Source organism: Reyranella sp. (assembly GCF_052439685.1).
Classification (GTDB): Bacteria; Pseudomonadota; Alphaproteobacteria; order Reyranellales; family Reyranellaceae; genus Reyranella.
This window is the reverse complement of sequence record NZ_JBQVQG010000024.1, coordinates 66,184-78,211: the sequence shown is the minus strand read 5'-3', so window position 1 is coordinate 78,211 and position 12,028 is coordinate 66,184. Positions and strand designations below refer to the sequence as shown.

The following is a 12,028-nucleotide window of genomic DNA, read 5'->3' as shown; positions in this document are numbered from 1 at the left end:
CCACTCAGGTGCGCAACATCGCCGAAGTGACGACGGCCGTGGCGACGGGCGATCTGTCGAAGAAGATCACCGTCGACGTGCGCGGCGAGATCCTGCAGCTCAAGGACACCATCAACACGATGGTCGATCAGCTGAACGGCTTCGCCGGCGAAGTGACGCGCGTCGCCCGCGAGGTCGGCACCGAAGGAAAGCTGGGCGGCCAGGCCCAGGTCCCCGGCGTCGCCGGCATCTGGAAGGACCTCACCGACAACGTGAACCTGCTGGCCGCGAACCTCACCACCCAGGTCCGAAACATCGCCGAGGTGACCACCGCCGTCGCGACTGGCGACCTGTCCAAGAAGATCACCGTCGACGTGCGCGGCGAGATCCTGCAGCTGAAGGAAACCATCAACACGATGGTCGACCAGCTGAACGGGTTCGCGGGCGAAGTGACGCGCGTGGCCCGCGAGGTCGGCACCGAGGGCAAGCTCGGCGGCCAGGCCCAGGTTCCCGGCGTCGCCGGTACCTGGAAGGACCTGACGGGCAACGTCAATCTGCTGGCCGCCAATCTCACCACCCAGGTGCGCGCCATCGCCGAAGTGGCGACGGCCGTCACCAAGGGCGACCTGACACGCTCGATCCAAGTCGATGCGCTGGGCGAGGTGGCGGAGCTGAAGGACAAGCTCAACACCATGATCGACAATCTCCGTCTCACGACGGAGCGCAACACCGAGCAGGACTGGCTGAAGACCAACCTCGCCAAGTTCACCAACATGCTGCAGGGCCAGCGTGACCTCGGTACCGTCGGCCGGCTGATCCTGAGCGAGCTGACGCCGCTCGTGAATGCGCATCAGGCCGTGATCTATCAGACGGTCGACGACGACAAGGTCCGGCTGCGCCTCCTGTCGGTCTATGCCGATGCGGTGGGTGACGGACACCCGGAGACGTTGCGCGTCGGCGAGGGGCTGGTCGGCCAGTGCGCCGCCGACGGGCGACCGATCCACATCTCGACCATGCCAGACGCGGCGCGGCCGATCACGTCGGGCCTGTTCAGTGCCTCGCCGAGGAGCCTCATCGTCCTGCCCGTGCTGTTCGAAGGCCAGGTGAAGGCGGTGATCGAGCTGGCGTCGCTCACCCCCTTCACCGAGCTGCAGATCGCCTTCCTGGAGCAGCTCACCGCCTCGATCGGCATCGTACTGAACTCGATCGAGGCGACGATGCAGACCGAGAGCCTGTTGCAGCAGTCGCAGACGCTGGCGGGCGAGCTGCAGAGCCAGCAGAGCGAACTCCAGCAGACCAACGAGCAGCTCGAGCAGAAGGCCGCCCAGCTCGCCGAGCGCAACGCCGAGGTGGAACGCGCCAATCAGGAAATCGAGCAGGCCCGGCGCGCCGTCGAGGAGAAGGCGTCGGAGCTGGCGCTCACCTCGCGCTACAAGTCGGAGTTCCTGGCCAATATGAGCCACGAGCTGCGCACGCCGCTCAATTCGATCCTGATCCTGGGCCAGCAACTTGCCGAGAATCCCGACGGCAACCTGGCGCCACGGCAGGTCGAGTTCGCCCGCACTATCCACGGCGCGGGCACCGACCTCCTGAACCTGATCAGCGACATCCTCGACCTTTCGAAGATCGAATCGGGCACCGTCACGGTCGAGGCGGAGGAAATCTACTTCGTCAACGTGCTCGAATCCGTCGCGCGCCCGTTCCGCCACCAGGCCGAGTCGCAGGGCCTCGCCTTCGAGGTCCAGATCGATCCAAGGCTCGGCCGCTCCATCGTCACCGATTCGAAGCGCCTGCAGCAGATCCTGAAGAACCTGCTCTCCAATGCCATGAAGTTCACGGCGGAGGGGAGTGTCCGCCTGCGCGTGCTGCCGGTGGCCGAGGGCTGGCGGTCCGACAATGTCGCCCTGAACCAGGCGAGTTCGATCGTGGCCTTCGAGGTCACCGACACCGGCGTCGGCATCCCGGCGGAGAAGCAGAGGATCGTGTTCGAGGCCTTCCAGCAGGCCGATGCCAGCACCAGCCGCAAGTATGGCGGCACCGGCCTCGGCCTGGCGATCAGCCGCGAGCTGGCGAGCCTGCTGGGGGGCGAGCTCGCCCTGCGCAGCACGCCCGGCCTCGGCAGCACGTTCACGCTCTACCTGCCCGTGATGTATACCGGCCCGCGCACCGCCATCCGCCAGCCCGCCCAGGGCCCCGGCCCGCAGCCGCTGGCGGCCGTTGCGCTGCCGGAACATATCGCAGACCAGTTTCCCGACGACCGTCATGAACTGAAGCCGGACGACCGCGTCCTGCTGGTCGTCGAGGACGACGCCAACTATGCCGGAATCCTGGTCGATGCCGCCCATGCCGCGGGTTTGAGGGCCGTGGTCACGGCGCGCGGCTCCGAGGCGCTGGACCTTGCACTGCAATACAAGCCCGTCGCGATGTCGCTCGACGTGTTCCTGCCCGACATGCTGGGCTGGAACGTGCTGAGCCAGTTCAAGCGCACCCTCGAGACGCGCCACATACCGGTGCAGATCCTCACCATGGACGAGGACCGCCAGCAGGGCCTGTCGCGCGGCGCCTTCTCCTATCTCAGCAAGCCCACCTCCACCGAAGGCCTCAATGCTGCACTGGCGCGCATCAACGCCTACGTCCAGCCGCGCCGCAAGAAGCTGCTGATCGCAGAGGACGACGAGGCGGAGCGGTCGAGCATTGCCACCCTCCTCGATCACCCCGACGTCGAGATCGCCACCGTGGCCTCGGGGCGCGAGGCTCTCGAGAGGCTCCGGGCCGGCCGGCACGACTGCATGGTGCTCGACCTGCGCCTGCCCGACATGTCGGGCTTCGAGGTGCTGGAGGCCCTGCAGGCCGACCCGACGCTCGCCGATCTGCCGGTCGTGGTGTTCACCGGCCGCGACCTCACGGCGGAGGAGGAAGGCCGCCTGCATGCGATGGCACGCAGCATCGTCGTGAAGGGCGCGGCCTCACCCGAGAGACTCTTCGATGAGACCTCCCTGTTCCTGCATCACGCTGCAGCCGCGCTGGCCCCCGAGAAGCAGCGGATGCTGGAGCGCCTGCACGGCTCCGACGAGGTTCTGGCGGGACGCACCGTGCTGGTGGTCGACGACGACGCCCGCAACATCTTCGCCCTGTCGAGCGCGCTGGAGCGGCGCGGCATGCGGGTGCTGACCGCGACGACCGGGGCGGAAGCGATCTCGATCCTCGAACGCTCGCCCGAAATCTCGATCGTGCTGATGGACATCATGATGCCCGACATGGACGGCTACGAGACCATGACCCTGATCCGCAGCAAGCCGGCCCTGCGCCGCCTGCCCATCCTCGCCCTCACCGCCAAGGCGATGAAGGGCGATCGCGAAAAGTGTCTCGAAGCCGGCGCCTCCGACTACCTCGCCAAGCCGGTTAACACCGAGCAGCTCTTCTCCGCACTGCGCCTCTGGCTGCATCGCTGACCTTGACCCAGGAATCAGCCCCCATGGACAAGGTCAACATCCTGCTGATCGACGATCAGCCCGCGAAGTTGCTGAGCTACGAGGTCATCCTCGGCGAGCTGGGCGAAAATCTCGTGAAGGCCAACTCGCCGCACGAGGCGCTCGGCCTGCTGCTGAAGCTGGAAGACGTCGCGGTCGTGCTGATCGACGTCGTCATGCCCCAGATCGACGGCTTCCAGCTCGCCGCCATGATCCGCGAGCATCCGCGTTTCCAGAAGCTTGCCATCATCTTCGTGTCGGCGGTGCAGATCGCCGAGACCGATCATCTGCGGGGCTACGAGATCGGCGCCGTCGACTACGTGACGGTGCCCGTGGTGCCGGAGGTGCTTCGCGCCAAGGTCCGCGTTTTCATTGAACTCTATCGCAAGACCCGCGAACTCGAAGCGATGAACCGCGAGCTCGAGAAGCGCGTCGCCGAACGCACTGCCGAACTGGAGGCGCAGACCGAGCAGCTGCGGCGCAGCGAGGAGCGCCGCTCGATCGCGCTCAGCGCGGGCGACATGGGTTCGTGGGAAGTCGATCTCGTCTCCGGCCGCATCGAGTGGGACGACGGGCCTTACCGCATCTTCGGTCTCGACCCGGCGCTATTCACGCCGACCATCGAGCGTGTCGAGGCGATGATCCATCCCGAGGATCGCGAGAAGAACACGACCGCCGCGCTCGTCGCCGACGGCATGAACCGCTTCAAGTCCGAATTCCGGATCATCCGCCCAAGCGGCGAGGTCCGCTGGTGCTTCGGGGCTGGCGTGATCTCGCGAGATCTCGATGGCAAGGCCGTCCGCATGAACGGCGTCACCGTCGATATCACCGAGCGAAAGCGCGCCGAGGAGCGGCAGCTGGTGCTGGCGCGCGAGGTCGATCATCGCGCCAAGAACATGCTGGCCGTCGTCCTCTCGGTGCTGCGCCTCACCAAGGCCCGAAGCACGCCCGAGTTCGTGTCGACGGTCGAGGGCCGCATCCACGCGCTCGCGGCCACGCACAATCTCCTGTCTGCCACCCGCTGGCAGGGCGCCAATCTCAGCCAGATCGTCGAAGAGGAGCTCGCGCCCTACCGCACCAACCATCGCCTGCGGATCGAGTCCGGCGGTCCGCAGGCCATGCTGTTGCCGGCGACCGCGCAGGCCGTGGCGCTCGCGGTGCACGAGCTCGCCACCAACGCCGCCAAATACGGCGCGCTATCGACCGAAACCGGCCACCTGCGACTCGTCTGGAGGATCGACGACCAGGCGCTGATCGTCGACTGGATCGAGACCGGCGGGCCGCCCGCGGTGGAGCCCAAGTCGCTGGGATTCGGCCTTTCGATCGTGCGCTCCTCGATCGAGGCTCAGTTCCGCGGCGGCGTGGTTTACGACTGGCAACCCGAAGGTCTGCATTGCCGCCTCTCGATTCCGCGCGCCCAGATCGTCGGGCCGACGCCCAACCCGGAGCCCGAATCGGGAGAGCCGGGTGAGATGCCGAACCGACGTTCGCGCAGTCTCGCCGGGCGGCGTCTCCTCATGGTCGAGGACGAGGTGCTGGTCGGCATGATGGCCAAACGCATCCTCGAAGATCTGGGTGCCACCGTGCTCGGCCCCTTTGGCGGCCTGGCAGATGGACTGGCGGCGGCGCGCAGCGAGCGGTTCGACGGAGCGCTCCTCGACTTCAATCTCGCGGGTGAATTCGCCGATCCGCTGGCCGACCTCTTGATCGCGCGCGGCGTGCCATTCGTATTCGTCACCGGCTATCAGCGCGACAGCATCGATCGTCGCTATGCCAACGTTCCCATCCTGCCCAAGCCCCTCGAAGCCGAAAGCCTCGAGCGCGTGCTGGTGTCCCTGCTCGACCCACCGTCCCGCGTCACGGCCGACGCGTAGGGATCGGCGAAACAGGGCGAAGTCGGGGCGGTTCCCGGCGTAATCGAGCTCTGCAGCGTCAACTTTCGCGCTGCCTTGCCGTTATCACCATCCAACACGGAGGGTGATGAGAATACATGGCAAGAGACATTCGAACTATGCCCAAAGGCCTGATCGCGCCGCTTACCCAGGCCGCTCTTTCTTCCCTGCGGGCGCTCGCCGCCGGCACGGCCGCGTCCATGCCCGAAGCGCATCGCGCACGTCTCTTCCATCTTGGCTTGATCGAGACGGGCGCCGAAGGCGATGCCATCACGGCGTTGGGACGCGAACGGCTGATTTCCGATCGTTAGTAGTTGCCACCCGTCGCCGTGACGCAACCCGGATCAACTGCCTCTTTCACGATCTTGAGAAACGTGTCGAGAGGACAGGCATTGTTCACCAGTTCTCCCGAACAGGCCGGCAGGGCGACCTGCACCATGCCCGGCGGATCGCGGTAGTCGAGCGGCGCGCGACGGCGCATCTCATCCAGCGTCTGCGCGTAGTAGGCGATGCGCACGTAACGCTTTTCGCTCCTCACCTCCCGAAACTGCTCGAACGCGAGCGCACCGCCCGGCGAAGCCTCCCCCGGAAGGAAGCCGGGTATCTGCCAGGTGAGATTGAGCAAGGCGGCGAGGTTGTGGATGTTGCTCTCGTGGCCCACCAGGAAGCCCAGCCGCACCGGCTGGCCAGTAGCGGCATGGCCGGGGAAACTATGGCCGTTCACCAGGATGGCACCGATCAGCGACAGGAGGTTGGACCCGCGCTGCTGGGCGATCGGCTTGGTCTTCTGGGTGAGGTCCTGGTCGAGCTGGTGGAGCGTCAACAGTTCGCGCAGCGCCGCGTCGTGCGCGAGACGCCCCCAGGCGACCTGATCCTTGGGCAGGCCCTCGGCAGCCTGCATGAGGAAATTCTCCGCCGCCGTCGAGGCAAAGCCGAAGGGGCCGCTCAGCCGCACGCCATCCTCGGTGCCGCCCACGATGCTGTTCGGCATGCCAGCTTCGCCGCAGCTGCCGCCGCCAGCCCCCCGCGTCGCATCGGAAGGACAGAGAACGGACTGCATCATGGAGAGGGACGTGGCGTAGTCGCGCTTGGCCGCGGCGAAGCTGCCGCCCAGACGGGCCATGATCGCCGCCCGATTGGCCGTGAGATCCATCGCGCAGGAGGCGGTCGGCTGCGGATTGAACAGGGGATCCGGCACCGTGAAGTTCGCCTGATTGCGCAGGGGCAGGTTGGCGCAGCGCGGATACATCCCGGCCAGGAGCGCGGCACCCGACGTGCGCGTCCGCTGCGAGAGATCGGTCCAGGCAGCGACCGTACCGGCGGTCGGGCAATCGTCCGCCTGGACCAGCCCGCGCCCGCCATACAGCACGCGGTAATAGCCACCCATCAGGCGCATCAGTTCCTCGCCGCGGGGCGAGAGGAAGCCCGGCTCGACCTGCCAGGTCGGCCAAGGCGTCGAGCTGTATTTGTCGAGCTGATCGTTGGGCGCGGTCGGCGAGCGCACACCGTGCCGGTTCACCAGCACCGCCCGCTCGATCTGCCAACCCGGCGGTGTCGGCAGGATTTCAGCGCTGGCCGGCATCAAGGCGGCCAGAAGCGAGGCAACGAGGACGACGGAAAAAACGCGAATGCTCATGATACTCCCCCGGGAGGCCGCACTATGCCGCCTCCGGGTCCCGCACGTCATCCATTCCGTGCTAGAATTTCCATCATGCCCGTCCAATGGACGATCTCGCATACCGACCGACTGGTCGTCGCCGTTGCCCGGGACAGGGTCACGGTGAGCGACATCGAGCGCTATTTCGCAGGCGTCACCGCCGAGGGCGCGATGGGCTATCGCAAGATCTTCGAAATCACGCACACGCCCGAGGCGCTGAGCGACGAGAACCTGCAGGCGCTGGGCGCCAGAGTCATGCTCTATGCCCAGCATGGCCAAGTCGGCCCGCTGGCGATCGTCGCCGCGTCCGACAGGAGCTTCGGACAGGCCCGCACCTTTGCCGCAGCCGCCACGGCGCGGCGGCCCCTCGCCATCTTCCGTGAGCTGCATCTCGCGCGACAATGGCTCGACGCCCAGCCCGTGCAGGATGGCTGAGCCGGAACCCACGCCCCTTTGCCGGGGTTGAGCCGGGATGCCTTCACCGTCGACCATCAGCACCAGCTCGTTTCGCGAGCGCGTCGGCGCGCTCCGGAACCTGCGGCCCTTCCTCGCCATGGTGTGGGCGACCAGTCCGGCGCTCGCGGCGTCGACGATCGCACTGCGCCTGATGCGCGCCCTGCTGCCGGTCGCAACACTCTACGTCGGCAAGCTGATCATCGACGACGTGGTGATGCTGGTGCAGCTGCAAGACAAGCCGGCGACCTTGCAGCAATGGCTCGACAGCGCCCATCTCAACCGGCTCGGGCTGCTGCTCACGGCCGAGTTCGCGGTGGCGGTGCTGGCCGACGTCCTGGGGCGCATCGTCGCCCTGCTCGATGGACTGCTGGCCGAGCGGGTGAGCACCAGCTCGAGCGTGCGGCTGATGGAGCATGCCGCAACGCTCGACCTCGAGGATTTCGAGGATGCCGGATTCCAGGACCAGTTGGAGCGGGCGCGACGCCAGACCAGTGGCCGCATGACCTTGATGAGCCAGCTCTTCTCCCAGGCCCAGGACCTGGTGACGGTGGCGAGCCTCGCCGCCGGTCTCGTCGTTTTCGCGCCCTGGCTGATCGTGCTGCTGCTGGTGGCGCTGGTCCCTGCCTTCCTCGGCGAGGCGCATTTCAATGCCAAGAGCTATTCGCTCGACTTCGGCCGCACACCCGAGCGGCGGGAACTCGACTATGTCCGGCAGACCGCCGCCAGCGCCGAGACCGCGAAGGAAGTGAAGATCTTCGGGCTGAACGGATTCCTGATCGAGCGTTATCGCCGCCTCGCGACCTCCTTCTACGAGGCCAACCGGCGCCTTGCGCTGCGCCGCGCCGCCTGGGGCGGGCTGTTCACCACCATCGGCACGATCGGCTACTACTTCGCCTACGCCTACATCGCCTGGCGCACCCTGACCGGCGAATTCTCGGTCGGCGACCTCACCTTCCTCGCGGGTTCGTTCCGCCGCCTCCGCACCTTGCTCGAATCGCTGCTGAGCGGCTTCTCGTCGGTGGCCGGCCAGGCGCTCTATCTCGACGACCTCTTCTCCTTCTTCGAGGTCCAGCCGGAGATTCATTCACCGGCCAATCCCCTGCCCTTTCCCAAACCGATCCGTGAGGGCTTCGTGTTCGAGGATGTCGGCTTCATCTATCCCGGCGCCGAACGCTGGGCGGTGCGTCATCTCTCCTTCACCCTCAAGGCCGGCGAGGTGGTGGCGCTGGTCGGCGAGAACGGCGCCGGCAAGACCACGCTGGTCAAGCTGCTGACCCGGCTCTACGACCCCGACGAGGGCCGCATCCTGCTCGACGGCCGCGACCTGCGCGACTACGGGCTCGACGAGCTGCGCGGCAGCATGGGCGTCATCTTCCAGGACTTCGTCCGCTACAACTTGCCCGCCGGCGCCAATATCGCGGTCGGCCGGGTCGAGGCGCGCGACGACCATGAGCGCATCGCACGTGCCGCCAGCCGCAGCCAGGCCGACGAGGTGATCGGCCGCCTTCCTCACGGCTACGACCAGATGATCGGCAAGCGCTTCAAGAACGGCGTCGAACTGTCCGGCGGCGAATGGCAGAAGATCGCCATCGCCCGCGCCTACATGCGCGAGGCCGAGGTCCTGATCCTCGACGAGCCGACCGCCGCGCTCGATGCCCGCGCCGAGTTCGAGGTCTTCCAGCGCTTCAAGGAGCTGAGCCAGGGCAAGACCGCGGTGCTGATCTCCCACCGTTTCTCCAGCGTCCGCATGGCCGACCGCATCCTGGTTCTAGCCGACGGCAGGGTCGAGGCCGAGGGGACCCACGCGGAGCTGATGGCGCAGCGGGGCCGCTATGCCGAGCTCTTCGAACTGCAGGCGGCGGGCTATCGCTAGCGTCATGAAGATCGCCACCTTCAACGTGAACAACGTCAACCGCCGCCTGCCCAACCTGCTCGCCTGGCTGAAGCGTGCCGGGCCCGACATCGTCTGCCTGCAGGAACTGAAGGCGGCCGACGAGGCCTTCCCCGCGGCCGAGCTGCGGCGGGCGGGCTATCACGCCGTCTGGCAGGGGCAGAAAACCTGGAACGGCGTCGCCATCCTCGGACGCAGGGCCCAGCCGGTGCTGACGCGCAAGGGGCTGCCCGGTGATCGCGCCGACGTGCAGAGCCGCTACATCGAGGCCGCGGTGAAGGGGCTGATCGTCGGCTGCCTCTACGCGCCGAACGGCAATCCGCAGCCGGGACCGAAGTTCGATTACAAGCTCGACTGGCTGCGCCGCCTGCAGCGGCACGCAAAGTCACTCCTGAAGAGCGGCGTACCGGTCGTGCTGGCCGGCGATTACAACATCGTGCCGACCGACTTCGACATCTATTCGTTGCGATCGTGGAAAGACGATGCGCTGGTCCAGCCGGCGCCGCGGGCGGCCTTCGGGAAGCTGCTGGCGCAGGGCTGGACCGACAGCCTGCGCACGCTCCATCCGGGCAAGCCGATGTACACGTTCTGGGACTACAAGCGGCATCGCTGGGAGCGCGATGCCGGCCTGCGACTCGATCATCTGCTGCTCAGCCCCGATCTCGCCCCGCGCCTCGTGCGCGGCGGAGTCGATCGGGAAGAACGCGGGCACCAAGGCCCGAGCGACCACGCACCGGCGTGGATATCGCTGAAGATCTAAGCTTCACTCAGCCCTACATCGCGGGTGGAAGTTCGGCGAGTGCCTGCTTGGCGATCGGCATCATCTTCCCGCAGAAGTCCTTCTTGTTCTTCTCGGCTTCCTTTTCCATCGTGTCGTAGGTCTTGTCGAGCTTGCGGTCGGCGATGTTGAGCTGCTTCTCGGCCCATTCGATCCAGAATTCGAGTCGCGTTTCCTGGTCCTTCGTCATGTCGAGGTCGCAGGTGTCGACGGCAATGGAAATCGCGTAGAGGCCGATCACCATCTTCTCCGCGTCTTCCTGCTTGAGCGTCTGGGCGGAAGCAGCCGCCAGTGGCAGGACCACCAACGCAAGCGAACAGGCGAACGCACGAACCATCAAAATCTCCCCGGCTTACGGGGCGCCGCGAGAGGCGGCGCACCCGTTTCTGAAGGCCGGAGACTACTTCAGAGTCTTGTGGAGCGTAATCTCTGCGTTGAGCAACTTCGACACCGGACAACCTTTCTCGGCCGCCTCGGCCAACTTGTCGAAGGTCGCCTGGTCGAGGTTCGGCACCTCGGCCACCAGGGTGAGGGCCGACTTGCTGATCTTGAAGCCCGCCCCGTCCTGGTCGAGCGAGACCGCGGCCTCGGTCTCGAGCAGGGTCGGCGTGAAGCCCGCGGTCTGCAGCTGGAACGCCAGCGCCATGGTGAAGCAGCCGGCATGGGCGGCGGCGATCAATTCTTCGGGATTGGTGCCCTTTTCGCCCTGGAAGCGCGTCTTGAACGAGTAGGGCGTCTTGGACAGAACACCGGAATCGCTGCTGAGGCCACCGGTGCCGTCCTTGCCAGTGCCACGCCATTCGGCCTTTGCCTTGCGGATCATTTTCGTCTCCTTCGGGTGGTCGATGGCGCACCATGCCCTGACCGCGTGACAGAAGCGATTCCTCCCTTTGTACAGGAGGAGCCGGTCCAGCACGGTGGCGGTCTGTGCTATCTTCGATCATTGGCGAGGAGATGAATTCATGCGGGTAGTTTTCGTGGCGCTGCTGTCGGCGCTGCTGTTCATCGGATCTGCGGCCGGCAGCTGGGCGCAGAACGGGCTGGAACGCTTCGAGAAGGAGATCAAGCCCCAGTTCGAACTCAAGACGTTGAGCTATGGCAGCGCCCAGCCGCTGGGCGCCTCGGGCTTCGTCCTGAACGACGTCGTTGCGGTCATTCCGGCCAATGCCGCGACGGGCGACAAGGAAAGCACCATCAAGATCGCCAAGGTGACGGTCGAGGACCTCGACTTCGATCGCCTCAGGAAGGACTCCAAGGACGATCGCGCGCCGCGGTTCGCCAGGCTCAGGATGGAGGGCATGACGGGCGACGACGAGATGTTCACCGCCTTGGAACCCTACGGCGTCCCCAAGGTGCCGTTCGACATCGCGCTCGACTATCGCATCGACCCCACCGCCAAGGTGCTGACGCTCAACATGCTGGAAGTGACCTTGCGGGGCCAGGCCCGCTTTGCCCTTTCGATGGTCGTCGACGGTGTGAGCGACGACACCGACATGGACGCCGCCAAGGACAATGGCCGGCTGCGCAGTGCCTCCTTCACGATCGACGACAAGGAACTGCTGGGCAAGCTCGTCCCCGCCGTCGCCAGCGAAGAGGGCATCAAGTCCGAGGAGCTGATCACGACCGCGCTCGACGCGCTGGCCGGCTTTGCGCGGGCGCAGACCGGCGAGACGGCGAAGGCGCTCGACGCCGTCGCCTCCTTCGTCGGCGACTGGAAGTCCCCCAAGGGACCGCTGGTGCTTGGCCTGAAGCCTACCAAGACCGCGGGTCTCGAGGATCTCGACAAGATCATGGTGCCCGACGCGCTCTCGACCCTTTTTGGCTTCACCGCCACCTATCCCGGGACACGAAATGGAGCCGCCAAGGCCGGCTCCAAAGGCAAGTAAGCAATCAAGAAACGAATGG

Annotated in this window: 10 protein-coding genes; 7 read left to right on the top strand and 3 right to left on the bottom strand. The window is 66.2% G+C overall.

The annotated features are described in order from the left end of the window. The 3 genes from ACT6UX_RS23860 to ACT6UX_RS23850 all read left to right on the top strand — a co-directional run. A partial coding sequence (locus ACT6UX_RS23860; protein ID WP_444777649.1) for a response regulator occupies positions 1 to 3,431 on the top strand: 3,431 nt, incomplete at its 5' end. Between the two features lie 23 nt (positions 3,432 to 3,454). Next, positions 3,455 to 5,323 (top strand): HWE histidine kinase domain-containing protein, encoded by a 1,869-nt coding sequence (locus ACT6UX_RS23855; RefSeq protein ID WP_444777648.1) that lies wholly within the window; start codon positions 3,455 to 3,457, stop codon positions 5,321 to 5,323. 137 nt (positions 5,324 to 5,460) lie between these two features. After that, on the top strand, positions 5,461 to 5,652 hold the full coding sequence (locus ACT6UX_RS23850; protein ID WP_444777647.1) for a hypothetical protein: 192 nt from the start codon (positions 5,461 to 5,463) through the stop codon (positions 5,650 to 5,652). Here the strand turns inward: ACT6UX_RS23850 and ACT6UX_RS23845 are convergent. Then, on the bottom strand, positions 5,649 to 6,977 hold the full coding sequence (locus ACT6UX_RS23845; RefSeq protein ID WP_444777646.1) for a histidine-type phosphatase: 1,329 nt from the start codon (positions 6,975 to 6,977) through the stop codon (positions 5,649 to 5,651). The two genes, ACT6UX_RS23850 and ACT6UX_RS23845, sit on opposite strands and share 4 nt — an antisense overlap. Positions 6,978 to 7,052: 75 nt before the next feature. On the opposite strand from ACT6UX_RS23845, the gene ACT6UX_RS23840 reads away from it, so the two are divergent. Genes ACT6UX_RS23840 through xth form a run of 3 tightly spaced genes read left to right on the top strand, consistent with a single transcriptional unit; the run spans position 7,053 to position 10,105 of the window. Further along, positions 7,053 to 7,433, top strand: a complete 381-nt coding sequence (locus tag ACT6UX_RS23840; RefSeq protein WP_444777645.1) for a hypothetical protein — start codon at positions 7,053 to 7,055, stop codon at positions 7,431 to 7,433. 37 nt (positions 7,434 to 7,470) lie between these two features. Continuing rightward, positions 7,471 to 9,327 carry an ABC transporter ATP-binding protein gene (locus tag ACT6UX_RS23835; RefSeq protein ID WP_444777644.1) on the top strand — a complete coding sequence of 619 codons (1,857 nt, stop codon included), beginning with the start codon at positions 7,471 to 7,473 and terminating at the stop codon, positions 9,325 to 9,327. 4 nt (positions 9,328 to 9,331) lie between these two features. Continuing rightward, positions 9,332 to 10,105 (top strand): exodeoxyribonuclease III, encoded by a 774-nt coding sequence (gene xth / locus ACT6UX_RS23830; RefSeq protein WP_444777643.1) that lies wholly within the window; start codon positions 9,332 to 9,334, stop codon positions 10,103 to 10,105. A gap of 13 nt (positions 10,106 to 10,118) precedes the next feature. Here xth and ACT6UX_RS23825 read toward each other — a convergent pair whose 3' ends face one another. Together ACT6UX_RS23825 and ACT6UX_RS23820 are read right to left on the bottom strand one after the other, a co-directional pair. After that, entirely contained in the window at positions 10,119 to 10,460 is a 342-nt protein-coding gene (locus ACT6UX_RS23825; RefSeq protein WP_444777642.1) for a hypothetical protein, read from the bottom strand. A 63-nt stretch (positions 10,461 to 10,523) separates the two neighbouring features. After that, a complete protein-coding gene (locus ACT6UX_RS23820) occupies positions 10,524 to 10,946 on the bottom strand; it encodes an OsmC family protein (RefSeq protein WP_444777641.1) in 423 nt (140 codons plus the stop codon). Between the two features lie 139 nt (positions 10,947 to 11,085). On the opposite strand from ACT6UX_RS23820, the gene ACT6UX_RS23815 reads away from it, so the two are divergent. After that, positions 11,086 to 12,009 carry a hypothetical protein gene (locus ACT6UX_RS23815; RefSeq protein ID WP_444777640.1) on the top strand — a complete coding sequence of 308 codons (924 nt, stop codon included), beginning with the start codon at positions 11,086 to 11,088 and terminating at the stop codon, positions 12,007 to 12,009. The last annotated feature ends 19 nt before the right edge of the window (positions 12,010 to 12,028 follow it).

Bases quoted from the DNA above. Each gene is read 5' to 3' on its own strand.
- ACT6UX_RS23840 (WP_444777645.1), top strand. From the start codon at position 7,053: ATGCCCGTCCAATGGACGATCTCGCATACCGACCGACTGGTCGTCGCC.
- ACT6UX_RS23820 (WP_444777641.1), bottom strand. From the start codon at position 10,946: ATGATCCGCAAGGCAAAGGCCGAATGGCGTGGCACTGGCAAGGACGGC.
- ACT6UX_RS23825 (WP_444777642.1), bottom strand. From the start codon at position 10,460: ATGGTTCGTGCGTTCGCCTGTTCGCTTGCGTTGGTGGTCCTGCCACTG.
- ACT6UX_RS23850 (WP_444777647.1), top strand. From the start codon at position 5,461: ATGCCCAAAGGCCTGATCGCGCCGCTTACCCAGGCCGCTCTTTCTTCC.
- ACT6UX_RS23815 (WP_444777640.1), top strand. From the start codon at position 11,086: ATGCGGGTAGTTTTCGTGGCGCTGCTGTCGGCGCTGCTGTTCATCGGA.
- xth (WP_444777643.1), top strand. From the start codon at position 9,332: ATGAAGATCGCCACCTTCAACGTGAACAACGTCAACCGCCGCCTGCCC.
- ACT6UX_RS23835 (WP_444777644.1), top strand. From the start codon at position 7,471: ATGCCTTCACCGTCGACCATCAGCACCAGCTCGTTTCGCGAGCGCGTC.
- ACT6UX_RS23855 (WP_444777648.1), top strand. From the start codon at position 3,455: ATGGACAAGGTCAACATCCTGCTGATCGACGATCAGCCCGCGAAGTTG.
- ACT6UX_RS23845 (WP_444777646.1), bottom strand. From the start codon at position 6,977: ATGAGCATTCGCGTTTTTTCCGTCGTCCTCGTTGCCTCGCTTCTGGCC.